This is a genomic window from Citricoccus sp. K5, from assembly GCF_902506195.1.
In the GTDB taxonomy this organism is placed as follows: domain Bacteria; phylum Actinomycetota; class Actinomycetes; order Actinomycetales; family Micrococcaceae; genus Citricoccus.
In genome coordinates, this window is sequence record NZ_LR732817.1 from 23619 (window position 1) to 46932 (window position 23314).

At 68.4% G+C, this 23314-nt stretch carries 21 protein-coding genes; 11 read left to right on the plus strand and 10 right to left on the minus strand.

The window, feature by feature from the left end; translation table 11 throughout:
• The first annotated feature begins 87 nt into the window (after nucleotides 1–87).
• From BOSE125_RS00100 to BOSE125_RS00120, 5 genes are all read left to right on the plus strand, one after another.
• Nucleotides 88–1410, plus strand: a complete 1323-nt coding sequence (locus BOSE125_RS00100) for a cytochrome P450 (RefSeq protein ID WP_159548362.1) — start codon at nucleotides 88–90, stop codon at nucleotides 1408–1410.
• On the plus strand, nucleotides 1407–2657 hold the full coding sequence (locus BOSE125_RS00105; RefSeq protein ID WP_159548364.1) for an NAD(P)/FAD-dependent oxidoreductase: 1251 nt from the start codon (nucleotides 1407–1409) through the stop codon (nucleotides 2655–2657). The genes BOSE125_RS00100 and BOSE125_RS00105 overlap by 4 nt, the downstream gene beginning before the upstream one ends.
• A 73-nt stretch (nucleotides 2658–2730) precedes the next feature.
• Nucleotides 2731–3051 (plus strand): 2Fe-2S iron-sulfur cluster-binding protein, encoded by a 321-nt coding sequence (locus BOSE125_RS00110; RefSeq protein WP_159548366.1) that lies wholly within the window; start codon nucleotides 2731–2733, stop codon nucleotides 3049–3051.
• A 43-nt stretch (nucleotides 3052–3094) separates the two neighbouring features.
• The gene (locus tag BOSE125_RS00115) at nucleotides 3095–4198 is read left to right on the plus strand and encodes an NAD(P)-dependent alcohol dehydrogenase (protein WP_159548368.1); all 1104 of its coding nucleotides are present in this window, start codon (nucleotides 3095–3097) and stop codon (nucleotides 4196–4198) included.
• Between the two features lie 35 nt (nucleotides 4199–4233).
• Nucleotides 4234–5703, plus strand: coding sequence for an aldehyde dehydrogenase (locus BOSE125_RS00120; protein WP_159548371.1), 1470 nt, complete (start codon nucleotides 4234–4236; stop codon nucleotides 5701–5703).
• Between the two features lie 84 nt (nucleotides 5704–5787).
• Here the strand turns inward: BOSE125_RS00120 and BOSE125_RS00125 are convergent, their stop codons facing one another.
• Nucleotides 5788–6564: a tyrosine-protein phosphatase gene (locus BOSE125_RS00125; protein WP_159548374.1), complete on the minus strand. Its 777-nt coding sequence runs from the start codon at nucleotides 6562–6564 to the stop codon at nucleotides 5788–5790.
• A complete protein-coding gene (locus BOSE125_RS00130; RefSeq protein WP_159548377.1) occupies nucleotides 6557–7741 on the minus strand; it encodes a thiolase family protein in 1185 nt (394 codons plus the stop codon). Before BOSE125_RS00130 ends, BOSE125_RS00125 begins: the two co-directional genes overlap by 8 nt.
• A 176-nt stretch (nucleotides 7742–7917) precedes the next feature.
• Between BOSE125_RS00130 and BOSE125_RS00135 the strand changes: the two genes are divergently transcribed.
• Nucleotides 7918–9588, plus strand: a complete 1671-nt coding sequence (locus tag BOSE125_RS00135; RefSeq protein ID WP_159548380.1) for an AMP-binding protein — start codon at nucleotides 7918–7920, stop codon at nucleotides 9586–9588.
• On the opposite strand, the gene BOSE125_RS00140 is transcribed toward BOSE125_RS00135, so the two are convergent.
• The 4 genes from BOSE125_RS00140 to BOSE125_RS00155 are packed head-to-tail and all read right to left on the minus strand — an operon-like array spanning nucleotide 9574 to nucleotide 12933.
• The gene (locus BOSE125_RS00140; protein ID WP_159548383.1) at nucleotides 9574–10440 is read right to left on the minus strand and encodes an NUDIX hydrolase; all 867 of its coding nucleotides are present in this window, start codon (nucleotides 10438–10440) and stop codon (nucleotides 9574–9576) included. The two genes, BOSE125_RS00135 and BOSE125_RS00140, sit on opposite strands and share 15 nt — an antisense overlap.
• A complete protein-coding gene (locus BOSE125_RS00145) occupies nucleotides 10440–11429 on the minus strand; it encodes an NADPH:quinone oxidoreductase family protein (protein WP_159548386.1) in 990 nt (329 codons plus the stop codon). The genes BOSE125_RS00140 and BOSE125_RS00145 overlap by 1 nt, the downstream gene beginning before the upstream one ends.
• Before the next feature lie 50 nt (nucleotides 11430–11479).
• Nucleotides 11480–12055: a TetR/AcrR family transcriptional regulator gene (locus tag BOSE125_RS00150; protein WP_159548389.1), complete on the minus strand. Its 576-nt coding sequence runs from the start codon at nucleotides 12053–12055 to the stop codon at nucleotides 11480–11482.
• 29 nt (nucleotides 12056–12084) lie between these two features.
• Complete coding sequence (locus BOSE125_RS00155) at nucleotides 12085–12933, minus strand: SDR family NAD(P)-dependent oxidoreductase (RefSeq protein ID WP_201301095.1); 849 nt, start codon at nucleotides 12931–12933, stop codon at nucleotides 12085–12087.
• Between the two features lie 72 nt (nucleotides 12934–13005).
• Here BOSE125_RS00155 and BOSE125_RS00160 point away from each other — a divergent pair, with 72 nt between their 5' ends.
• Nucleotides 13006–14124, plus strand: a complete 1119-nt coding sequence (locus BOSE125_RS00160; protein WP_159548392.1) for a phosphotransferase family protein — start codon at nucleotides 13006–13008, stop codon at nucleotides 14122–14124.
• 91 nt (nucleotides 14125–14215) lie between these two features.
• Complete coding sequence (locus tag BOSE125_RS00165) at nucleotides 14216–15478, plus strand: acyl-CoA dehydrogenase family protein (RefSeq protein ID WP_159548395.1); 1263 nt, start codon at nucleotides 14216–14218, stop codon at nucleotides 15476–15478.
• On the opposite strand, the gene BOSE125_RS00170 is transcribed toward BOSE125_RS00165, so the two are convergent.
• Genes BOSE125_RS00170 through BOSE125_RS00185 form a run of 4 tightly spaced genes read right to left on the minus strand, consistent with a single transcriptional unit; the run spans nucleotide 15475 to nucleotide 19476 of the window.
• Nucleotides 15475–16350, minus strand: a complete 876-nt coding sequence (locus tag BOSE125_RS00170; RefSeq protein WP_159548398.1) for an SDR family oxidoreductase — start codon at nucleotides 16348–16350, stop codon at nucleotides 15475–15477. The genes BOSE125_RS00165 and BOSE125_RS00170 overlap by 4 nt on opposite strands.
• On the minus strand, nucleotides 16347–17366 hold the full coding sequence (locus tag BOSE125_RS00175) for an NADPH:quinone oxidoreductase family protein (protein WP_159548401.1): 1020 nt from the start codon (nucleotides 17364–17366) through the stop codon (nucleotides 16347–16349). Before BOSE125_RS00175 ends, BOSE125_RS00170 begins: the two co-directional genes overlap by 4 nt.
• The gene (locus BOSE125_RS00180; protein ID WP_159548404.1) at nucleotides 17363–18115 is read right to left on the minus strand and encodes an SDR family NAD(P)-dependent oxidoreductase; all 753 of its coding nucleotides are present in this window, start codon (nucleotides 18113–18115) and stop codon (nucleotides 17363–17365) included. The genes BOSE125_RS00175 and BOSE125_RS00180 overlap by 4 nt, the downstream gene beginning before the upstream one ends.
• Complete coding sequence (locus tag BOSE125_RS00185; RefSeq protein WP_159548407.1) at nucleotides 18112–19476, minus strand: CdaR family transcriptional regulator; 1365 nt, start codon at nucleotides 19474–19476, stop codon at nucleotides 18112–18114. The genes BOSE125_RS00180 and BOSE125_RS00185 overlap by 4 nt, the downstream gene beginning before the upstream one ends.
• 205 nt (nucleotides 19477–19681) lie before the next feature.
• Here BOSE125_RS00185 and BOSE125_RS00190 point away from each other — a divergent pair, with 205 nt between their 5' ends.
• The 3 genes from BOSE125_RS00190 to BOSE125_RS00200 all read left to right on the plus strand — a co-directional run bounded on the left by BOSE125_RS00190 (nucleotide 19682) and on the right by BOSE125_RS00200 (nucleotide 23279).
• Nucleotides 19682–20662 carry a zinc-binding dehydrogenase gene (locus BOSE125_RS00190; RefSeq protein WP_159548410.1) on the plus strand — a complete coding sequence of 327 codons (981 nt, stop codon included), beginning with the start codon at nucleotides 19682–19684 and terminating at the stop codon, nucleotides 20660–20662.
• Nucleotides 20663–20693: 31 nt separating this feature from the next.
• Entirely contained in the window at nucleotides 20694–21473 is a 780-nt protein-coding gene (locus BOSE125_RS00195) for an enoyl-CoA hydratase/isomerase family protein (RefSeq protein WP_159548412.1), read from the plus strand.
• A 135-nt stretch (nucleotides 21474–21608) separates the two neighbouring features.
• Nucleotides 21609–23279 carry an AMP-binding protein gene (locus BOSE125_RS00200; protein WP_159548415.1) on the plus strand — a complete coding sequence of 557 codons (1671 nt, stop codon included), beginning with the start codon at nucleotides 21609–21611 and terminating at the stop codon, nucleotides 23277–23279.
• The last annotated feature ends 35 nt before the right edge of the window (nucleotides 23280–23314 follow it).

A 23314-nucleotide genomic window follows, 5' to 3' on the forward strand; every position in this document is an offset into this window, starting at 1 on the left:
TCTTCCTGGGGAGAGATACCCCTTTCGGGAGATGTGAGCCGCATCACAGTAAACCTAGATTGGGGACACCCAACCTAGGAGGAAACGATGAGCGTCACCCAGGATTCCCCGGACACGTTGGTCCCCGACCACATCGCACGCCAGGTCGTCACGCCGGAGGGCCACCGCGATGACGAGGCCCTCTTCGAGGCCTACCGGTGGTTGCGCGACAACGCCCCGCTCGCCAAGGTCCACGTCGAGGGCTATGACCCTCTCTGGCTGCTCACCAAACACGCGGATATCATGGAGGTCGAGCGGCAGCCGCAGATCTTCTCCAACGGCGGTCCGGAGATCGGCTCTCACAACCCCAACCTCGGCAGCCAGGCCGACGACGCCTTCCACCGGCAGCTCACCGGGGGCAGCCTGCGGGTGATCGACTCCCTCACCTACCTCGACCCGCCCGAGCACACCATGGTCCGGGACATCGCCACCGACTGGTTCCGTCCCGTCACCCTGAAGAAGTGGGAGGACGAGATCCGCGTCCTGGCCCGGGAGGCCATCGAAGCGCGGTTGCGCCCCGGGACCAACGAGCTGGACTTTGTCAAGGAGTTCACGGTCTACTACCCCCTGCACGTCATCATGACCCTGTTCGGCGTCCCGGCCGAGGACGAGCCCCGCATGATGGCGCTGACCCAGGACTTCTTCGGCACCGCGGATCCGGACGCGCAACGCGAGGACGTGGAGCCGTTGTCCCCGGGAGCCGCGGCGGAGCAGTTCTCCGCGGCCATCCAGGACTTCTACGCCTACTTCGACCGGTTGATCGAGGACCGCCGGGCCGAGCCGCGGGACGACCTCGCGTCCATCATCGCGAACGCACGCACGGAGGACGGCGAGTACTTCGCCCGCAGCTACGCCTACGGCTGGTTCATTGCCATCGCCACCGCAGGCCACGACACGACGTCGAGCACCCTGGCCACCTGCCTCGAGGCGCTCGCACAGAACCCCGACCAGTTGGCCGCCGTACAGGCCGATCCCTCCCGGATCCCGGACCTGGTCAACGAGTCGCTGCGTTGGGCCTCGCCCGTCAAGCAGTTCACCCGGATGGCACTGGAGCCCTACGAGCTGCGGGGCCAGAAGATCGAGGCCGGCGATCGCCTGGTCACCCTCTACCAGTCGGCGAACCGAGATGAGGACATCTTCGAGGATCCCTACGCGTTCCGCTACGACCGCAAGCCGAACAAGCACATCGCATTCGGCTACGGCCCTCACATGTGCATCGGCCAGCACCTGGCCAAGATGGAGCTGCGGGTCATGCTCGAGGAGCTGCTGCCGCGCATCGCGTCCCTGCAGCTGACCGGGGAGCGGAAGGTCGTCCAGACGAACTTCGTGGGCGGGCTGAAGAACCGCCCCCTGGTCCTGGAGCTGTCGTGAGTCCGCGCAAGGTCGTCGTGGTGGGGGCCGGCCACGCCGGCGGCACCTTCGTTGCGCTGCTGCGCCGAGAGGGCTTCGACGGAGAGATCACCATGGTGGGCACCGAGGTCAACGCTCCGTACCACCGGCCGCCGCTGTCCAAGTCCTTCGGCGGGGGCAGAGGCGGTGAGAACCGAGGTGCACCCGCGAAATGGCTCTATGACCCGGCTTTCTACCAGGAACAGGGGATCGATCTCCGCCTGAGCGAGACCGTCACCTCCGTGGACCGGGGCGGCCGCTCGGTCACCCTGAGAGGTGGAGCCGTCCTCGACTATGACGTGCTCGTGTTGGCCACCGGCGCCGAACCCCGCCGCCTCGGTCTCCCGGGTGAGGGACTGGAGGGGATCCACACCCTCCGGGACGTCGGTGATGCCGTACGGCTGGACGAGGCCATCACCTCGGGCCGGCCGCTGGCGATCGTCGGTGGCGGCTATATCGGCCTGGAGGTCGCCGCGGCGGCCAGGGCGCACGGCGTGGACGTGACCGTGATCGAACGCGAGGACCGCCTCCTCGCCAGGGTCGCGAGCCCGGCGCTCTCAGGGCTGCTGTCCGAGCACCACCGGGCCAGCGGCACCGCGATCCTCACCGGAGCGCAGACCGTCGGCTATGTGTGCGACGCCGGCCGGGTTGGCGGGGTGCGCCTGGCCGATGACACGGTCATCCCCTGCGGCACCGTCCTCGTCGGAGCCGGAGCCGTGCCCCGGCAGGCCCTCGCGGAGCAGGCGGGGCTGGAGTGCGGCAACGGCGTCATGGTTGACGCGCGGTGCCGCACCTCCGACGAGTCGATCCTGGCGATCGGTGACGTCACCAACCGACCGGTGGACGGGTTGGAGATCATGGACGGTCGCATGCGGGTGGAGAGCATCCCCAGCGCGGTCGACCAGGCTCGGCATGCCGTCGATGTCGTCCTGGGCCGGCCGGCCCAGGACCATGAGGTCCCGTGGTTCTGGTCCGATCAGTTCGATCTGAGGATCAAGATCGCCGGGATCGTCCACGGTGACTACGAGACGGTCCAGCGCGGGGATCCGGCGGCCGGAAGTTTCGCTCTTTACCACCTGCGGAGTGGCCGACTGGTCGCCGTCGAGACCGTGAATGCTCCCAAGGACTTCATGGTCTCCAAGCGGATGCTCTCCACCGGGTGCCCCGTCGACGCCGAGGCACTGCGTGACCCCGAGGCGGATCTGAAGCTCCTCCTCGCCGCCGCCTGATCCGGAAACCGGCGGTCGCCCGTCCTGCAGAAGTCAACCCTCGAGTCATCGAGATACCCAGAAAGCGAATTCCATGCCCACCATCACCTATGTCCTCCCCGACGGAACCGAACAGCAGATGGACGTCCCCTGCGGGCAGTCCGTGATGGACGGTTCGGTGCGCAACAACCTCCCTGGCATCGTGGCCGAGTGCGGCGGCAGCTGCTCCTGCGCTACCTGCCACGTCTTCCTGGAGCACGCCCCGGACGGGGCCTTCGACGAGCCCATGACGGAGGAGACCGACCTCGTGGAGTTCCTCGAGGACGCCGCACCGAACTCCCGGCTCTCGTGCCAGCTCATCGTCTCCGAGAACGCGGACGGCGCCCGAGTGCGAGTGTCCACCGCCAACGGCTGACGTCTCCCGCCTGACCCCCTCATCTCACCGTCAAGGAGCAACCATGAAAACCACCGCAGCCGTCCTCGAAGCCCAGGGCAGCGACTTCACCCTGCAGGAGATCACCATCTCGGATCCCGGGCCCGGTGAGGTCCTCTTCGAGGTGGTCGGAGTCGGCCTCTGCCATACCGACCTGGCGGTGCGGGAGGGGCACCTGCCGTTCCCGTTCCCGGGGGTCGTGGGCCACGAGGGCAGCGGCACCGTGGTCGCCGTGGGCGAGGGCGTCACCAAGGTCGCCGTCGGAGACCGGATCGCTGCGAGCTTCAACAGCTGTGGGCAGTGCACGCAGTGCACCACCGACCAGCCCGCCTACTGCGCGGAGTTCATGGGGCGGAACTTCGGCGGTACCCGTGCGGACGGCACCAGCGCGCTGCGCGCCGGTGATCAGCAGGTCGGGTCGAACTTCTTCGGCCAGTCCTCCTTCGCCCGGCACGCCATCGCACACGAGCGAAATGTGGTCCCCGTGCCCGAGTCAGTCCGCCTGGAATTGGCCGGTCCACTGGGATGCGGTGTCCAGACAGGGGCCGGTGCCGTGTTGCAGTCCTTGAACTGCGAGCAGGGCTCGTCGCTCCTGGTCACCGGAGGCGGGCCGGTCGGGCTCTCCGGCGTCCTCGCGGCGGTAGTCCGCGGGGTGGAGACGATCATCGTGTCCGAGCCGATGGCCCAGCGGCGCGAGTTCGCGCTCTCTCTGGGCGCCACCCACGCACTCGATCCGCTGGCGCGCCCGCTGTCCGAGCAGGTCCGCGAAATCCTTCCGGAGGGCGTGCGCTACGTGCTGGACACCACCGCCATCGTGCCCGTGGTCACCGAGATCATCGCGTCCATGGCGCAACGGGGGCACCTGGGCATGGTGGGGGTGCCCTCGAACCCCGAGGCGGCGCTCAACGTCAACCTGCTGGAGATGCAGGCCCGCGGGCTGAGCTTCACCGGCATCGTCGAGGGCAACAGCGATCCCGACGCGTTCATCCCCGAGTTGATCCGCCTGTACGAGCAGGGTCGGTTCCCTTTCGATCGACTGATCACCACCATGCCGTTTGAGCAGATCAATGAGGCGGTCGCCGCCCAGGCCAACGGGGAGGCCGTCAAGGTCGTCCTCGTCCACAGTTGAGTCACCCCCGCTGAGCACCCACCAAGGAGAACACCATGACCACCGTCGACACCCGACAGACCATCGACTACGACCGCCTGTTCCTGGGGGGTGAATGGACAGCACCGACGACCGCTGACCGCATCGAGGTCCACTCCGCCACCACCCATGAACGGGTGGGAAGCGTACCGGAGGGCAGTGAGGGCGACGTCGACGCTGCCGTCGCTGCCGCCCGCCACGCATTCGACGACCCGACCGGCTGGGCGCACTGGACCCCGACGCAACGCGGCGAGGCGCTTGAGGGCTTCGCGAAGGCCCTGGAGGCGCGCGGGGCGGAGACCGCCCGGCGGGTGACGGTCCAGAATGGCATGCCCACCTGGCTGTCCCAGCAGTGGGAGCAGGGCTTCCCGCCCATGCTGGTGCGGTTCTTCATCGACCTGGTGAAACAGACCCAGGAGGAGATCCGCCCCGGCCTGCTCGGAAAACAGACTCTGGTAGTCCGGCGTCCCATCGGTGTCGTTGGTCAGATCGTGCCGTGGAACGTCCCGCAGGCCATCACCTTCCTCGGCCTGGCGCCGGCACTGGCCGCCGGTTGTACGGTCGTGCTCAAGCCATCCCCGGAAACAGTCCTGGACGCGTTCCTGCTGGCTGAGGCCGCCGAGGAGGCGGGGCTGCCGGCCGGCGTCGTGAACGTCATTCCCGGGGGCCGCGAGGTGGGGGCTTATCTCGTGTCTCATCCTGGGGTGGACAAGGTGTCCTTCACCGGGTCCACGGCCGCCGGGCGGACGGTGGCCGCGGCCTGCGGCGAGCTGCTGCGCCCGGTCACCCTCGAACTGGGTGGCAAGTCCGCAGCCGTGATCCTGGACGACGCCGACCTGGACTCCCAGCTGGAGGACTTCTTCGGCAACACCATGATCAACAACGGGCAGGTCTGCTGGACGTCCACGCGCATCCTCGTGCCCTCAGCACGGTACGACGAGATCACCGGGACCCTGGCGGACCTCTACTCGGGGCTGAAGGTGGGGGACCCCCTGGACCCGGCCACGAAGGTGGGCCCCCTGGTCTCCGAGCGACAGCGTGAACGCGTGGAGGGCTACATTGCCGTGGGCAAGCAAGAGGCCCGTCTGCTGGTGGGCGGCGGCCGGCCGCGCGGCATCGACCAGGGCTGGTTCGTGGAGCCCACGGTGTTCGCCGACGTCGATCCAAAGGCGAGGATCGCCCAGGAGGAGATCTTCGGGCCGGTGCTCTCGATCATCCGCTACGAGGACGAACAGCAGGCGACCCAGATCGCCAACGACTCCGACTACGGGTTGGGCGGCTCGGTCTGGACGACCGATTCGGACCGGGGAGAGGCGTTTGCCCGCACGGTCCGCAGCGGTACCTTCGGCATCAACGGCTACGCCAACGATCCTGTCGCCCCGTTCGGCGGTGTGAAGGCCAGCGGCCTCGGCCGCGAGTTGGGTCCTGAGGGCCTGGCCGCGTTCCAGGAGATCAAGACGATCTACCTGGACCGTCCGAACGCCTGACGGCCGGGCCCCCGAGCGGCCGGTGGCCGGTGCCTGGTCACGGTGCCGACCACCGGCCGCCGGGTCCGGAGGCGCTGACGCAGCTCAGCCGCGCCCGACCAGTCGCTCGTGGAGGTGCCCGGCCAAGCTCTCGACCTGGGCTCGAGTGCCCTCGTCTTCCCCGGTACCCGCAGCGGAGGACAGCAAAGGGACCACCCCGCCGTCGGCGTGGACCCCACGCAGGAAGGCGGCCATGCTGTCGCGATGCGCATGCAGGATCGGGTGGTCGGGGAACTCGGTGCTGGGCATCGGCCGGCCGGTGGCCTCGGCGTGGCGCCGGTGAACCCCGTCCACGAAGTCGCCGGTACGGGCGTAGTCCTCGATCACCACGTCGTCGTCGGCGCCCAGGAGCAGCAGGATGACGGCGGCCAGGACCCCGGTGCGGTCCTTGCCGGCGGTGCAGTAGAACAACACGCCGCCATCGGAGGCGGCGATCTCCCGGATGCTGTCCAGCAGGACGGCCGAGCGTGCCCGGGCCAGCCGCAGGTACCAGTCACCCACTCCCGTGTAGTCCGTGATGGAGTCGAACGTGGCGGCCAGGGTGGCCGGGTCGGCTGACTTGCGGGTCATCGGTTGGTGCACGTGCCGGATTCCGTTGCGCTCCAGGACGGCGGTGCCGGTCAACTGCACCTCGTCCGGGGCTCGCAGATCGATGACGGTGCGCAACCCTTGGCCGTGGAGATCCCGCAGTTGCTCATCGGGGCTGACGGTGATGTTGTCACTGCGCCACAGCCGGTTCTCGGCAATGCGGCCGCCGGCCACCGGCAGCCCACCGAGGCTTCGAAGGTTTGCCGTCGGGATTCCCGCCATGGGTTCAGGCACGGCGCAAGAGCGCTGCAAGGGCCTGCCCGCCGCCGATGCACATGGTGACGATGGCCAGCTCCTTGTCCTCCCGGACTAGAGTCTTCGCGGCCCGCAAGGTGAGGATCGCCCCGGTGGCGCCAACGGGATGGCCGAGGGCGATCGCCCCGCCATAGGCGTTGGTCTTGGCCGGGTCTAGGCCGGCGTCCCGGATGACGGCCACCGCCTGGGAGGCAAAGGCCTCGTTGAGTTCGATGACGTCCACGGTCGCCGGCGAGGTCCCGGTCATCGCAAAGAGCTTCTCGAGCGCCTGGACCGGAGCGTAGCCCATCAGCTGCGGTTCCATGGCGGAGGTGGCCACCGCCTCCAGCGTGGCCAGCCCCTGGACGCCACGGTCCCGGGCCACCGATTCGCGGGCCAGCACGAGCGACGCGGCACCGTCGTTGATGCCGGAGGAGTTCCCCGCGGTGACGGTGCCGTCCTTCTCGAAGGCCGGCCGGAGCCCCTGCAGGATCTCGACGGTGGTCTCGGGCTTGGGATGTTCATCCTCGGCGACGGTGAACGGCTTCCGTCCGGGGACCTCGTAGGCCACGATCTCTTCGGCAAAGGCCGCATGTGCCTCCGCGGTGGCGGCCCTCCGCTGCGATTCGGCGGCGAACTCGTCCTGCTCCTGTCGGCTCACACCGTACTTCCGGGCCACGTTCTCTGCCGTGACGCCCATGTGGATGCCGCTGAAGGGATCGGTCAGGATGGCCACGGTCCCGTCCACGAGGCTCCGGTCACCGAGGCGGTATCCCTCCCGCGCGCCGAAGTCATAGAAGGGCATGCGGGTCATCGACTCGTTGCCGCCGGCCAGCGCGATGTCCACCCCGCCCCAGTGCATCTGTTGCGCGGCGGACCACACGGCCTGGAGCCCGGATCCACACAGGCGGTTGACGGTGAAGGCCGGCGTGCCCTCGTCCAGCCCCGCTGCCAGAGCCACGCGTCGGGCGTTGTAGGCGTCCGGGCCGACCTGGCCGATGCAACCCATGACGACCTCGTCGACCTCGTCTGGGCCTACCCCGGCCCGGACCAACGCCTCCCGGCTGGCCGCCGCACCGAGCTCGAAGCCCGGAACCGTCTTGAAGACCCCGCCGAAGCTGCCGGTGGGAGTGCGAGCACCGTCGAGGATGACGGCCTTGTCTCGGGTGGTTTCCATGGGAGTCCTTCGTCAGGGGAACACGGTGTCGGCGGTGCGCGTCGTTTCCTCCACTGTAGTGCGATTACCCGAAAAAGTCAGACCAAATAAGCACACAAATGGTTTCGAAAAATCGTGTGACGCTCTACTATGAGGTGCATCACACCCCCTGCCTGTCTCGTCTCCCGGAGGTCCAGATGTCCGCAGTCGCTTACGTTCCCACGCTCGAAGAGCGCTACAGGCCTGAGCGGATCCGCGCTTTCTATGAGTCAGGCGTGTGGTTCAAGGACAGCTTCTACGGCCAGGCCCGCGCACAGGCCGAACGCCAACCGGACAAGGTGGCCTTCTTCGACTCCACGAGCTCGCTGACGTTCGCCCAGTTCCGAGAGCAGATCCTGCGGCTTGCCGTCGGGTTCAAGAGGCTGGGGGTCCAGCGCGGCGACCGGGTACTGGCGCAGGTCCCGAACATCACGGAGTTCCCGGTGATCGCCGGTGCCGTCAGTCGGATCGGGGCGGTGATCGTGCCCGTCATGCCGATCTACCGGGCGCACGACCTCGAACACGTGCTGGAGAACTCGGGTGCCACTGTGGCCTGCTTCGCCCAGAGCTTCGGCGGGTTCAGCTACGAGGACATGTTCACCCAGCTGCAGGCTGCCGCTCCGGAGCTGCGCCAGCTCGTGGTCCTCCGCTCGGAAGGCACCCCGGCGGAGGGGGCGGTGACCTACGAATCCCTGTTGGTCGACGGTGACCTTAAGGCACTCGAGGCCGAGGCCGGTCCGGACAGCTCCCCGGATGATCCCTTCGAGATCGTCTACACGTCGGGAACGACCTCCCGTCCCAAGGGCTGCTTCCACACGCTGAACACGGTCCGTTCCAGCGCCGTGCAGATCGTGCGGTCCCTGGACTACTCCGCCGAGGATGTGCAATTCGGGCCGTCCCCGATCACCCACAGCACCGGCCTGGTGACCAGCGTGTTGATCCCCCTGTACCTGGGAGCCTCGTCCCATTTCATGGAGAAGTGGGAGCCGTCCGACGGCGTCCGCCGGGTCCGGGAGCATCGGCTCACGGCGGCCGTGACCGCCACCCCGTTCCTGCAGATGCTGATGAAGGCCTTCGACCCGGAGCGGGACGACGCCTCTTCCCTGCGCATCTGGGTGTGCGCCGGTGCGCCGATCCCCGGTTCCGTGGTCTCGGCTGCCACCGCGATGTTCCCGAACTGCAAGATCCTCAGCCTGTACGGGCGTTCGGAGAACCTGTTGACCACGCTCTGCTCGGTCGAGGACGCCCCGGAGCGTTCCAGCACCAGCGACGGCCGCGCGGCCGACCCATCCGTCGTCCAGGTGGTCGACGCCGAGGGCACCGAGCTGCCGCGGGGCGAGGTGGGCGATGTGGCCTACAAGGGCCCGTCCCACATGCTCGGCTACTGGAACAACCGCGAGGCCACCGAGGAGCTGTTCACCCCGGACGGCTACTCGCGGTCCGGCGACCTCGGCTTCATGGACGAGGACGGCTTCGTGCGCATCACCGGCCGGTCCAAGGACATCATCATCCGTGGCGGCATGAACATCTCCGCCCGTGAGGTTGAGGATGAGCTGCTGCAGAACCCGCAGATCGCCAACGTCGCTGTGGTGGCCATGCCGGACGAGCGGCTCGGCGAGAAGTGCTGCGCCTTCGTGGTCCCGGCGGACGACGGCGGCGCCCCGGACCTGGAGACGATCGTCGCCTTCCTGAAGGAACGCGGGATTGCCAACCAGAAACTCCCCGAGCGTCTGGAGGTTGTCGAGGAGCTGCCCACGACGGCGACCGGCAAGATCCAGAAGCACGTGCTCCGGGCGCAGATCGCCGAGAAGGTCTCAGCCGGGGTCTGACGCAGCGGTGTGGTGCGGCGAATCCGCGTAGTAGCCGTCCTCCAGGGCGAAACGGACCCGCAGGGGCTGGGCGTCTGGGACGATCTCCGGTTGGATCGGTGAACAGTCGGGGGAGGCGTCCAGGGCCTCGGCCACCGTGCCGAACCCCTGCAGGTAGTGGAACTGGGACCAGGTCGGTGGCATGAGGAAGGTGCTGCCGTTCCGGAACCACTCCAGTGCGGTGGCGGCGTCCAGCCACTGGACCGCGCTGGCCTCGCCGCTGGCTTGACGGGGTTCCTGACCCTGTGGCAGGGCGGCCAGAAAGAACCGGGTGTCGTAGCGGCGCGGCTCGCCGACCGGGGTGATCCAGCGCGACAGTGGCCGCAGCAGGCCGACATCGGGGACGAGTCGGTGGGCGGCCAGGAAGTCGGCGAAGGACACCTCACGCGATTCCAGGCGTGCCCGTTCCTCCTCGAAATCACGTGGATCGGCCAGGATGCGGCCGCAGCTGGGCCGGGCCAGCAGCACCCCGCATTCCTCGAAGGTCTCCCGGATGGCTGCCGCCAGCAGTTGCATGGCCAGAGCCGGGTCCGGGCCCAGCATCGGCACCCACGGTTCCAGGTCGGTTCCGGCCCAGAACTGCTCCGGGAGGTCGTCGCCCGGGTCGACCCGCCCGCCCGGGAAGACGGTGGCACCGGCGGAGAACGCCATGGAGGTAGCCCGGGTCAACGTGAAGGCCTCCGGACCCCCGTTCGAATCCCGCAACAGGACGACCGTGGCCGCATCGCGGACGGGTGCAGCATCGATTGCGGGGGTCGTGTACCGGGGATACTCGGTGGGCGCCGTACCGGGGTTCGTCTCCGAGGTGGACATCAGGACTCCTTGACGGTGACGACGACCTTGCCGACCGCGGTGCGGTTCTCCAACGATGCGAAGGCCCTCGCCGTGTCCGCCATCGGGTAGGTGTCCTCCACCGCGGGACTCAGCCGGCCGGCGTCGAGAAGGTCCTGGACTCCGCGGCGCACCCGGTCCAGCGTTCCGGGGTGCTCCTTCTCCATGACGTCCATGGCGATCCCCGTCAGGGTCAGGTTCCGCAGCAGCAGGCGGTTCACCTTGATCTCCGGGATGCTGCCGCCGGCGAAACCGACCACCACGCCGGTGCCACCGATGGCCAGAGCGCGGACGGTGTCCAGGAAGCCGTCCCCGCCCACCATGTCGATGAATCCTTGGACGCCTCGGCCGTCTGTGAGGGACTTGACCTCGTCCAGCCAGGCGCCGGTGGAACGGACGACGTGAGTGGCTCCGGAGGCACGGGCCACCCGCTCCTTCTCGTCGGTGGAGACCAGGGCGATGGTGGAGATCCCCTGGGCGCGGGCGATGTCCAGCACCGCGGTGCCGACGCCACCGGCGGCACCGGTCACCAGCACCGTCCCACCCGGCTGCACCCGGGAGCTCTCGAGGGCATACCAGCCGGTGGAGTAGTTCATGTAGACGCCCGCCGCCTGGACGTAGTCCATGGATTCGGGGATCCGGACCAGGTAGTCCTCGATGGCCAGGGCCCGTTCGGCCAGGGCGCCCTGCCACACGATTCCCGCGACCCGGTCGCCGGTCCGCAGCGGGGAGTCCTGAGGGGCCTCCAGCACGACGCCGGCCAGCTCGCTTCCCGCGATATAGGGGGCTTCCAGCCCCGACTGGTACTTGCCCCGGGTCTGCAGCGGATCGATGAAGGACAGGCCCACGGCGTGGACGTCCACCAGGACCCGCCTGCCCTCGGCCCGATGGTGGGCGCCTTCGGGCTCCGGGACTTCCTCCACGCGGGCGGCGGTGGGGCCGGTGAGTTCGGGGATGAGGACTGCCTTCATTCGGGTCTCTGCTTTCCTCCCGCCCGGAGGCGGGATGCTGCGGTACGGGCCTAGCCCGTGGTGACGGAGGGGGTGGGTCGCTCCAGGGAGGCGAGGGCGCCTTGAAGGAGGGCGAAGAGGTGGTCCTCCACGGCCGCGCCACGGAGGGTGCGGCCCGGCCAGGACGTCATGGAGAAGATGGCGCCCAGCACGGACTGGACGGACTGGGCCGTGCGGTCCTGGCCCAGTCCGGGGTAGCGCCGTTGGAACAGGAACTCCCACTTCTCGATGTACTGGCGCTGGCGGCGGTCGAAGGGGCGCTTCCAAGGATCCGAGAGCGAGCGGACCTCCCGCTGGTACAGGCCGACGAGATGGCCCTTGGTGGCCGAGAAGTGGATGTGGTGCCGCAGGGCGCGGTCGAGGTCCAGGGCCGGGTCTTCATGAATCGAGATGGTGGCCGTCATCAGCTCGTCCAGCGCCTCGTTGAGCAGGGTGGCGAGGATCTCGTCCTTCCCTGAGAACGATCGGTAAAGGGCCGGGCCGCTCAGTCCGGCGCGACGCCCCAGCTCGTCCATGCTGACGCCATGGAAACCCTTCTCCGCGAAGGCGCCGGTGGCGGCACTGAGGATCGTCTGTTCCCTGCCCATAGAGGGAGACTAACCGTGATAACGACCGTTCACAACAGCAAGACGCCTCCATCCACGGGGATGCTGGTTCCGGTGATATAGGACGAGGCATCGCTGGCCAGGAACGTGACCGTGGCGGCGATGTCCTCGGGATCGCCGATCCGGCCCAGGGGAATCCGGGCATCGATGATCTTGCGCTTGTAGTTCTCGCTGTAGTTGGCCGTGGCTTCCGTGGGGAAGACACCCGGGAGCAGGGCATTGACCCGGATCCCGCGCCCGCCCCACTGGGCCGCCAGATCCCGGGTCAGGCCGAGGACGCCGGCCTTCGAGGCGCTGTAGGCGGCCGCCGGCATCCTCGCGGTGGTCACCGCCATCACCGAGGAGAAGTTGATGACCGATCCGCCGTCCGCCAGATGCCGTCCCGCAGCCTGTGCCATCCAATAGGAGCCGTTGAGGTTGAGGTCGACCATGGAGAGCCAGTGCTCCGGCGGATCCTCGGTGGCCTCGTGGTACTCGCCCCCGGCCCCGGCATTGTTGACCAGGATGTCCACGTGGCCGAAGGTCTCCTGTGCGGCATCCGCCAGGGCGAAGCAGGCCTCGCGGTCGGTGACGTCGGTGGTGACCGCCACGCAGCGGACCCCGAGGGCTTCCACCGACCTACGGGTCTCGTCCAGCCGGTCGGCCCGTCGGGCGCCGATGGCGAGATCGGCACCCGCAGCGGCGAGCCCCAAGGCGACGGCCACTCCCAAGCCGGACGAAGCTCCGGTGACGATGGCGGTCTTGCCGGTCAGGGAGAAGCGGTTGCGGAACCGTTCGGGAGAGTAGTCCATGGCTCCAGTGTCCGCGGTCGGCAGGTCGGCGGCCAGCGGTGGCCGGTCTCCCACTGTGGAGTTCTCCATGACCGGGCTGGGGCGGGCCTTGCCTGGCGCGGTCCGGTGCCGGACAGTGGCAGGGTGACTGGACGTGCTCAGGTGCTCGCAGAATCCGCCGTGGTTGAACGGGTGGCCGCCGCTGCGCGGAATGCTGCCCCGTGGGCCGGTGTTGGGCCATCCCCGGAGGTGGCCGGGATGCGGCGGCTGCCGGGTGGGGTCTCGAGCCTGACCTACGCGGCCGAGATCCGCGCCGGAGGTGCAGACGGGTACCCCGTGGTCATCAAGATCGCTCCGCCGGGGTTGGACCCCGTGCGCAACCGGGACGTGCTGCGGCAATCCCGGCTGATGGCCGCGATCGGGGCTACCGGCGCGCTGCCGGTCCCGCGCATCCTGGTGGACGACGACGGCGACCCGCCCCTGTTCGTCATGGACCTCGCCCCCGGACAGTCCTATGAGCCGTTGCTGGACGTGGCGGAGAACCCTCCCGCGGCCTCGGTGGTCCGGGAGCGGGCCCTGGTGGCGGCGGCATCCCTTGCCGGTCTCCAAGGCCTGGATCCCGTCCTCGCCGGATCGGGGGAGCCGGTTCTCGACCTGCGAACGGAACTGGACCGCTGGGAGAGGTTGCTGCAGACGGTGCCCGATGAGATCGTCCCCGGCCACGCGGAGCTGTACCGCAGGCTGGCCGCAGCCGTCCCGACTGATGCGGCTCCGGTGCTGGTCCACGGGGACTACCGGCAGGCCAACATGCTCTTCGAGGGTTCCGTGCTGAACGCCGTAATCGACTGGGAGATCTGGTCGGTGGGCGATCCACGACTCGATCTGGCGTGGCTGCTGATGCACACGGCCCCCGCCCACCGCTACGCGCGGACGCGGTCGGCGGTGGACCAGGACGCCGGCGCCGGGATGCCGTCCCGCGAAGAACTGGTCTCGGCGTACCTGGAATCCGGCGGGCCCGCTCGGCCGGACGACCTGCCATGGTTCCTCGCCTACTCGTATTACAAGGTCGCCTCCACCCTGGGAGTCATCGTCAAGCGGAGCCGGAAGGACGCGGAACCGCCCGAGCACCTGCTGGCGGCAGCTGACAGCCTGCCGGACGTGGTGGCCTACGGTCTGGAGGCGCTGAGCGGGAGGCGACCGGCCGGCGTCGCCTCCCGCCACTGGAGAAGTCCACACCCGGGAGGATCGCGGCAGGAGCCTGAAGCCGACCGCGGGCCCTAGGGTCGCAGCAGATCATCCCCGTCACACCGGACGGGCACGCCGGGCCCCCTGCCCCACGGGTATACCGGCACCATCCCCACGAGAGGACCCCATGGATTGGTCAACACCCGCACCCCTGCAGGACCTGCTGGACCGTCTGGATGCCTTCATCGACGCCGAGATTGCCCCGTTGGAGCAGGAACACCCGCAGTTCTTCGATCACCGCCGGGAACACGCACGGACCGACTGGGACCGCGACGGGGTCCCGGCCCGGGAATGGACGGAACTGCTGGGGGAGATGCGCCGCCGGGCCGACGCGGCGGGGTTCTACCGTTACGGACTCCCGGCGGCTCTCGGTGGGCAGGACGGTTCGAACGCGGACATGGCTCGCATCCGGGAGCACCTGCTGGCGCGTGGACCGGGCCTGCACTTTCCCCACAATGACGAGGCCTCGGTGGTGGGCAACCTTCCCCTGGCTCTGGTACTGCACGAGTACGGAACTCCCGAGCAGAAGGAGACGTACCTGCACCGCTATGTCAACGGGGAGATCGAGATTGCCTTCGGACTCACCGAACCGGGCCACGGCAGCGACGCCACGTTCCTGGAGACCACGGCCCGGAGGGACGGCGACGACTGGATCATCCAGGGGGCCAAGCGTTTCAACAGCCTGTCGCACGCCGCGGAGGTGGACGTGGTCTTCGCCCGGACCTCGGGAGAGGACGGGAAAGCCCAGGGGATCACCGCATTCCTCGTCCCCACGGCATCGGAAGGGTTCGAGATCCCCTTCAACTGGTGGACCTTCAACATGCCCAGCGACCACCCGGAGGTTCACCTGAACTCCGTTCGGGTGCCGAACTCGGCGATCCTCGGCGAAGAGGGCCGGGGCCTGGATCTGGCCCAGCTGTTCGTCCACGAGAACCGCACCCGCCAGGCGGCGTCCTCTCTGGGTGCGGCCCAGTTCTGCATCGATGCCTCCGTGGCCTACGCCCAGGAACGCACCGTGTTCCGCAAGCAGCTCCACGAACACCAGGGCATCCAGTGGCAGCTGGTGGACCTCAACACCGAGGCGGAGATGGTCCGCAGCCTGCTCTACCGGACGGCCGCCCTCATGGACGAGGGCGGCAAGACCAGTGCCAGCCCGCTGGTGTCCATGGTGAACCTGCGGTCCAATCAGCTGGCCTGCAACGCCGCGGACCGGGCGATCCAGATCCACGGTGGCATCGGTTACACGCGGCACCTGCCCTTCGAACACATCTACCGCCACCACCGGCGGTACCGGATCACCGAGGGCGCCGACGAACTGCAGAAGCGGCGCATCGCCAGCAGCATGTTCGACTTCCGCTCTTCCGCGCCGTCCCCCGGCACCCGGGGCTAGTCCGTACCGAGAATCTTCGGGGCGACGGAACGGTGGAACGGCTGGAATGGGGCGATGTTGCGTGCCGGCTCGGGCGTGACCCAGGCCCGTGAACCGTTGGGGGCTGCTCCGTCGACGCGGATCACCGAGCCAGAGGTGAAACCCGAGGCCGGGGAGAGCAGATAGGTGATGGCCGAGGAGACCTCCGCCTCGGTGCCCCAGCGCTGCAGGGGGATCTCCCCGCGCAGTTCACGCTGCATATAGCCGTCGTCCTCGGGATCATAGGTGTCCAGCCCGGAGGAGGCGATAGAACCCGGTGCCACGGCGTTGACCCGGACCCCGGACTCGCCCCATTCGGCTGCGGCCGTCTGGGTGAGGTTCCACATGGCGGAGCGGGCGGCACCGGAATGACCGTACATGGGCCAGCCCATCCACATGTCCGCAACGATGTTGACGATGCCCCCGCCGTGTTCCTCCATGGTGCGGTTGTACACCTCGCGCATCATGATGAACCCGCCGACCACGTTCGACCGCAGCACGGCCTCGAGCCCCTTGGTCTTGATGGTCTTCAGGGCACCCCGGTACTGGCCTCCGGCGTTGTTGACCAGGCCGTGGATGTGGCCGCGGTCTGCCAGGACCGCCTCGACGATCTCGATGACGCGGGCCTCGTCTCGGATGTCCCCGGAGTAGGTGGAGGCAGAGCCGCCGTCCTCGAGGATCTCGGCTTGAACGTCATCGAGCTTCTCCTGGGTGCGCCCCACCAGAACCACGTGGGCGCCGAGGGAGGATAGTTCATGGGCCGTGCACCGGCCGATGCCGCTGCCGCCGCCCGTGACCACCACGGTCTGGCCGGCGAACAGGTCGCTCCGGAATGCTGACTGGTATCCGCTCATGGGTGTTCTCCTTCAGGTGATGCCGTGTGCTCCGGCCGTACTTCGATGACAACTTTTCCGTGGGCCTCGCGGCGGTCGATGATGCCCATCGCCTCCGGGGCGCGGTCCCACGGCAGGACATGACCGACCAGCGGGGATACCGTACCGGACGCGGCCATGGCCTCCAGTTCGTTGAGCATGCGCTCGCCGAACCCCGGGTGCCGTTCCAGCCAGGGATTGACGGCCACGCCCATGACGCTGAGATCCCGCAACAGCAGCCGGTTGACCTTCACCTCCGGGATGCCTCCGCCGGCGAAACCGACCACCATCAGGCGACCGCCCACGTCGAGGGACCGCAGGGAATCGGTGAACCGGTCCCCGCCCACCGGGTCGATGACGATGTCCACACCGTGACCTCCGGTGGCCGCACGGGCCCGGCCGGGCCAGTCGTCCCCGGAACGCAGCACCTCGGTCGCCCCGCAGCGGGTGGCCACGTGTGCCTTCGAATCCGAGGAGACCACCGCCAACAGGTGATCCGAGCGGACCTTGAGCAGATCGAGGGCGGCACTGCCCACCCCGCCGGCCGCTCCGTGCACCAGCACGGACTCCCCGTCCGTGAACCCCGCCCGGTGCAGCGTGAACCAAGCGGTGAGGTAGTTCAGGAAGAACGCGGCCCCCTCGTTGAAGGACATGGTGGACGGGATCCGCACCGTATATCCGGGGATGGCCGTCACCTGGTCGGCCGCGGAGCCGAAGACCGTCAGCCCGGCCACTCGATCGCCTACCGCAAACCGTGAGCCCGCCGGGGCCTCCAAGACGATGCCTGCGAACTCACCACCGGCCACGTACGGCACCGGTGCCGCATGTTGGTAGGCGCCGCGGGACTGGAGCACATCCGGAAAGGCGACGGCGGCCGAATGGACCTCGACCAGGAGGCGTTCGCCGCCGGCCCAGGGGTGTGCTCCGTCCGGATCCGGCACCTCGGCGAGCACAGCGGCTTCCGGGCCGGTGGTCGCGGGTACCTGCAGGGCCCTCATGCGGTGTCGCCGGAGGCAGGCCGTGCGGAACCGGGCCCGGCAGTGGACTCGACGTGGGACACCATGCTGGAGGTGACGGTGCGGTGGTTCAGGAAGTCACCGCCGTCGATGGTCAGCAGCTGGCCGGTGACCATGCCGGAGGCCTCTGACGCGAAGAACGCGACGCCGTTGGCGATGTCCGCGGGTTCCACGAACCCCTCCGGCAGGGTCCGCAGCCAGGCGTCCTGGATCTCCTGCGGCATGGAGAGGATCCCACTGCTGGCGGTCATCCCGGGCAACACCAGGTTCGCGGTGATGCCGCGGCCGGAGTTTTCCGCAGCAACCGTGCGGGCCATGCCGATGAGCCCGGCCTTGGACGTGGAATAGGAGACCTGCGCAGGCATGCCCTGCACGGCCGAGGTGGACGAGGTCAGAACGATGCGGCCGTAGCCGCGTTCACGCATCCCGGCCAGGCACTGCTGCAGGACCCGGAAGGTCCCGGTGAGGTTCACCTCCAGATCCAAACGCCATTTGTCCAGGTCGAAGGAGTGCGCCGCGCCGAACAGCGTGGTGATCGCCGCGTTGCCCACGTAGACGTCGATGGGGCCGAAATCCGGTAACTCGTCCCGGGACAGGTCTACCTGCCAGGTGCACCCGGGTTCACGGTCCAACGTCACCACCTCGAAGCCGTCGGATTCAAGCCGGGCGACAATCGCCTCGCCGATGCCGCCGGAACGTCCGGCACCTGTCACCAATGCGCGTCTGCTCATGCGATCCTCCTGTGGTCGGTCTCGTTCGCTGGGGCGTTCTTCTCCGGCAGGGCGCCGGTGAGTTGGAGGACCAGCAGCGCCGTCTGGACGGACAGCTGGTCGTTGGCGTTGCCGGCCACGTCCAGGCCGGTGAACTCATGCACCCGGCCGAGCCGGAGCCGGACGGTGTTCTCGTGGACGGCGAGGGCACGCGCCGAGGCCCGGATGCTGCGGTCGTGGCCGAAGTAGGACTGCAGGGTCACCAGCAACGACCGCTGGGTCTCATCGCCGCCCAGCAACGGACCCAGCACCTCGGAGACATAGGCGCGGATGGCTTCGGTGTCCGCATTGGCCACGAAGAGCCGGGCCGGACCAAGGTCATCCACGGCCAGGATGCGCTGTCCCCGTGGGGAGAACCGGTCTACGCATCGGGCGACCTCCCGGGCCTCCCGGTACGCGCGGCGCAGGCCCATGCGATCGGTCACCGAGGAGACCCCGACGGCGGCGCCCGGCCTTCCGTCGTCGTTCCGCGGCTGCAGGTACCGCCCAACCGCGTACTTGACCTCGTGGACGAAGTCCGCCGGCGCCCGGCCGTCGGGTACCTCGACGAGCAGGATGGTGCCCTGGTTGCCCTGTGTTCCCAGGACCTCCACGCCCAGCGCGGAGGCGAGCCGGGCCGCGGCGCGGGCCTCGTCACCGGTGTGGGCGATGTGGCCGGTCCGGGACGGACGGCCGAGGCCGTGCCCTTCAGTTTCCGTGCGGCCTTTCTCTGTGGGGTCGGAGAGGTAGACGACCAGCCGCTTGCTGTCGACGTTGACGCCGAGGTATTCGCCGCTCGCCACCAAGTCGTCCTCGGCTCCGGATCCCCGGACCAGTTGGCGGGCCAGCAGGGACCGGGCATTCCAGGCGGCGCGGGCCACGCGGTGCTGTGCGTCGTATTCGGTGGCCAGATGATGGGCTACGCGATCGGCCAGGATCCGGTCTGCCTCCTCGAAGAGCCGGGGCATTTCGGCCACCACCCACCATGCGTGGATGATCCCACGCCGGGCGACGGGAACCACCAGGTGTCGTCGAGCCAGACCATGCGCGGGGGATGGGGGAACCATCGTGGCCGCCAAGCTATCCGTGTCGATCCCCCCGTCCATCTCCGTCAACGACTCCCATCGGGGGGTGGAGATTTCGCGTGCGCGGGCCGTGCAGGCAACCAGCCTGCCATTCGTTCCGATCAGCCATTGCGGACGGTCCGAGAGGCCCCCGGCGGCGGACACCAGGCCCACCAGACCCTGATGGGCGGCGGCGCTGTCCGCGAGGGTCAGCTCGGCATGGTGCAAACGGGGCAGGTCCGAAGGGGCGGGCAACGCAGAAGCGGGGCGGCTGGTCAACAGTGTCCTCCCTGCGGGCGGTTGGTCTTCAGCGACACTTTAGAATGGTCAGTCCATTAAGTGCAAGGGAAGGCTGCGGGCGGTCTGCTCGACCCTGCGGGTCGGGATGACCACGGGGAGATGGAGGGGGTGCAGGTCGGCCGCCACCCCTTGCTCAAGGCGGCCAGTCTTGTAAGGTGTGAATGGTCTGACCGAAAGGGGCAAGATGCAGGCGATTGTGATGGGCGACTATGGCGGACCGGAGGTCCTGATTCCGGGCACCGCCCCCGACCCGAGGCGGCGTGACGGATGGACCACCGTGCGCCTGGGGGCCAGTGCGCTGAACTGGCATGACACCCTGGCGAGGCGCGGTGTCTACCACTCCCCGCTGCCGGCCGTGCTGGGGGCGGACGGTGCCGGGACCGTGGTGGAAAGCGGGGAGGACGTTGTCATCCTGCCGTCCCTGTTCTGGGGCGCGCGGGAGTCCGCCCCCGCTGCGGGCTTCGAGATCCTCGGAGACCACCGGAGCGGGACCTATGCCGAGTTCGTGTCCGTGCCGGATGAATGCCTCTTCCCCCGCCCTGCCGGCCTGGGCCTCCACGAGGCGGCTGCCTTCGGGCTGGTCGGCGTGACGGCCTACCGGGCGCTGTTCACACGGGGGCGGCTGGCGGCCGGTGAATCACTCCTGGTCCTCGGCGCCAGCGGGGGCGTGGCCACCATGGCCGTCTCCCTCGCGGCGGCCGTCGGAGCCACGGTCACCGTGACCTCCGCCTCGGAGGCCAAGATCGGCCGGGCCCGCGAGCTGGGGGCGAGGGCCGGCGTCGACCATTCCGCCACCGACTGGGTGGAGCAGGCTCGGAAGCTGACGCCGGGGGGCGAGGGCTTCGACCTGGTTCTGGACCCCGTCGGCCGCGTGGGGGAGTCCCTGGGTGCCCTGCGGGCTGGCGGCCGGTGCGTGGTGCTGGGGGCCAATGCGCAGGAGACGACGCCCTTGGAGGTGCGGCCCTTCTACTTCGGGCAGCACGACCTGCTGGGCACCACCATGGGCAGCCCTCGGGACTTCGCGGATCTGCTGCGGCTCGTGGACGAGAGGACGGTCCGCCCGCCCATCATCGACCGCACCTACCCGCTGGACCAGGCTGCCGAGGCCCACCGCCATCTCGAGTCGGGAGCCGGGTTCGGCAAGATTGTGCTGGACCATGGCTGACCACTGATCACTGACAACAGGAGAAACGCTCGTGGATACCACCATCCGCTATGACGTGCGCGACGCCGTCGCCACCATCACCCTCGACGACCCCTCTACTCGCAATGCCCTGGGGGATGAGACCCTGGACCAACTGCTGGCGGCGCTGGAGGCGGCCCGTGACGACGGGGCCATCCGCGTGGTCGTGTTGCGGTCCGCCGACCCGAAGGTCTTCTCCTCCGGTGGCAATCTCAAGGCCTTCACCGACGAGCGCCCGGTGGTGGAGAAGTATGCCGGCTTGGACCGGTTCCCCCGCCTGTACAGATTGCTCGGTGGGCTCGGCAAGCCCGTGGTCTGTGCGGCCGAGGGTGATGTCCTGGCCGGCTCCTTCGGCCTGGCGCTGGCCTGCGACTTCATCGTGGCCGTAGACGGCATCCGATTCGGCTGCCCCGAGATCAACGTGGGGGTCTTCCCCTTCATGATCTCTGCCCTGATCTACCGCAGCGTGCCCCGCGCCCGGGCCAACGAGCTGATGATGACGGGCGAGCTTATCTCCGCAGCTGAGGCCCACCGGCTGGACATCGTCAATCGGGTGGTCCCGCGCGAGGACTTCGAGGATGAGCTCTCCAGGCTCGTGGATCGCCTGGCCTCGCGCTCGCCTCTGCTGATGCGGATGGGCAAGGACGCCTTGGATGCGACCCGGGACATGTCGCTCGATTCCGCGCTGGACTACCTGCAGTCGCAGCTGGCGCTGGCCTTCGCCACGGAGGATATCCGCGAGGGGGTGGCTGCATTGAAGGACAAGCGGGAGCCCCGGTGGGCGGGCCGATGATGCTCGTCACGGTGGGCAGCAATGGGCTTATTGTGTCAATGGTCTGACCGAACTAGTATGCCAGTGAGCCCAGTCACAGACGTGACTGCGGGCATGGCCGAAGCAGGGCAAGAGAATGGCCCGAAAGGGGACCTGATGGCATTCGCGACAGTGCGTGACCGCTACACCCAGGAGCAGATCGACGGTTTCTATGCCGAGGGCTTCTGGGGCAAACCCACGATGTTCGAGGTGCTCGAACATCAGGTGGCGCAGCGCGGTGACAAGGTCTTCATCACCGACGACGCCACGGGCTTCACCTACCGTCAGGTTCACGATGACGCCGTGCGGATCGCGGCAGGCTTGTCTCGGCTGGGTGTGGGGCGTGGTGATTCGGTGGCCATCCAGATGCCCAGTTGGGCGGAGTTTGCCGCGCTGTCCATGGCCGTCAACCGCGTAGGGGCCATCATCGTTCCGGCCCAGCCGATCTATCGGACCGATGAAGTCAGGCACATGATTGCGACGGCCAACGTCAAGGCCGTCTTCACGGCCACCGAGTATCGCGGGTTCGATCATGCCGGCATGTGGCTCAGCTTCATGGAGTCTGCCCCGAGCCTCGAGCACGTCATCACGGTCCGGGGTGAAGGTCCTGCGGGGACGCAGGCGGTGGAGTCCCTCATCGAGGGCATCGCCGTGGAGGAGGCACAGCGCGAACTCCCGGTGGGTGCCGGCCCGGATGACGCGTTCGCCATGGTCTTCACCTCCGGCACCACGTCCCAGGCCAAGGGGTGCCTGCACACCTTCAACACCCTGGCCACCTCGGCCCGGATCCAGTCGGAGAACTACCGCTACACCGAGGACGATGTGCAGTTCGGCCCGAGCCCGCTCACCCACACCACCGGACTGGTGACGAGCATCATCCTGCCCCTGCTCAACGGGGCCGCGACTCACGTCATGGAGCGGTGGAACCCGGAGTTGGCCCTCGAGCAGATCCGGGAACACCGCTGCTCCGTCACAGTGAACGCCTCCACCTTCCTGCAGACGCTGGTGGAAGCCTATGACCCGGCACGCCATGACGCCTCCACCATGAGGGTGTGGACCCTTGCTGGTGCGCCGATCCCTGCCTCGCTGGTGGAGAAGGCCCGGCAGGCCCTGCCGAACCTATCCGTCCTGAGCCTCTATGGCCGCACCGAGAACACCTCGATGACGATGTGCACGCTGGATGACGAGCCGGAGCGGTCCCTCACCTCGGACGGGCGTGCCTTCCGCGGCCAGGAGATCGTAATCCTCGGCCCGGGGGACGAGATCCTCCCCGCCGGCCAGGAGGGCGAGATCGCCTTCCGTGGCGCCATGGTCCTGCTGGAATACGTCGGTGAACCGGAGAAGACGGCCGAATCGTTCACGGCCGAGGGCTACTCCAAGTCCGGTGACCTCGGGATCCTGGACGAGCAGGGATTCCTGCGCGTGACCGGTCGGTTGAAGGACATCATCATCCGCGGCGGGTACAACATCTCCGTCCGGCAGGTCGAGGATTTGCTGGCGGCGCATGAAGCGGTGGGCAAGGTGGCCGTCGTCGCGATGCCGGACGAGACCATGGGCGAGCGGGCCTGCTGTTACCTGGTCCCCGCCTCCGGCCATGCTCCACTGACGCTGGACGAGATTCGGGACTACCTCCTGGGCCACGGACTGGCGATCCAGAAAGTCCCCGAGCGCCTGGAGGTGGTGGACGAGGTGCCCACGACGCCCACGGGCAAGATCCAGAAGAACGTGCTGCGTGCCGAGATCGCTCGCAAGGTCCTGGGCGTCCCGGACCTCAGCAGCGCTGGCTAGGGTCCATCCTGCGGCGGGATCCGCAACGAAGCCCG

Bases quoted from the DNA above. Each gene is read 5' to 3' on its own strand.
- BOSE125_RS00100 (WP_159548362.1), top strand. From the start codon at position 88: ATGAGCGTCACCCAGGATTCCCCGGACACGTTGGTCCCCGACCACATC.
- BOSE125_RS00110 (WP_159548366.1), top strand. From the start codon at position 2,731: ATGCCCACCATCACCTATGTCCTCCCCGACGGAACCGAACAGCAGATG.
- BOSE125_RS00115 (WP_159548368.1), top strand. From the start codon at position 3,095: ATGAAAACCACCGCAGCCGTCCTCGAAGCCCAGGGCAGCGACTTCACC.
- BOSE125_RS00120 (WP_159548371.1), top strand. From the start codon at position 4,234: ATGACCACCGTCGACACCCGACAGACCATCGACTACGACCGCCTGTTC.
- BOSE125_RS00130 (WP_159548377.1), bottom strand. From the start codon at position 7,741: ATGGAAACCACCCGAGACAAGGCCGTCATCCTCGACGGTGCTCGCACT.
- BOSE125_RS00135 (WP_159548380.1), top strand. From the start codon at position 7,918: ATGTCCGCAGTCGCTTACGTTCCCACGCTCGAAGAGCGCTACAGGCCT.
- BOSE125_RS00140 (WP_159548383.1), bottom strand. From the start codon at position 10,440: ATGTCCACCTCGGAGACGAACCCCGGTACGGCGCCCACCGAGTATCCC.
- BOSE125_RS00145 (WP_159548386.1), bottom strand. From the start codon at position 11,429: ATGAAGGCAGTCCTCATCCCCGAACTCACCGGCCCCACCGCCGCCCGC.
- BOSE125_RS00150 (WP_159548389.1), bottom strand. From the start codon at position 12,055: ATGGGCAGGGAACAGACGATCCTCAGTGCCGCCACCGGCGCCTTCGCG.
- BOSE125_RS00155 (WP_201301095.1), bottom strand. From the start codon at position 12,933: ATGGAGAACTCCACAGTGGGAGACCGGCCACCGCTGGCCGCCGACCTG.
- BOSE125_RS00165 (WP_159548395.1), top strand. From the start codon at position 14,216: ATGGATTGGTCAACACCCGCACCCCTGCAGGACCTGCTGGACCGTCTG.
- BOSE125_RS00170 (WP_159548398.1), bottom strand. From the start codon at position 16,350: ATGAGCGGATACCAGTCAGCATTCCGGAGCGACCTGTTCGCCGGCCAG.
- BOSE125_RS00175 (WP_159548401.1), bottom strand. From the start codon at position 17,366: ATGAGGGCCCTGCAGGTACCCGCGACCACCGGCCCGGAAGCCGCTGTG.
- BOSE125_RS00180 (WP_159548404.1), bottom strand. From the start codon at position 18,115: ATGAGCAGACGCGCATTGGTGACAGGTGCCGGACGTTCCGGCGGCATC.
- BOSE125_RS00190 (WP_159548410.1), top strand. From the start codon at position 19,682: ATGCAGGCGATTGTGATGGGCGACTATGGCGGACCGGAGGTCCTGATT.
- BOSE125_RS00200 (WP_159548415.1), top strand. From the start codon at position 21,609: ATGGCATTCGCGACAGTGCGTGACCGCTACACCCAGGAGCAGATCGAC.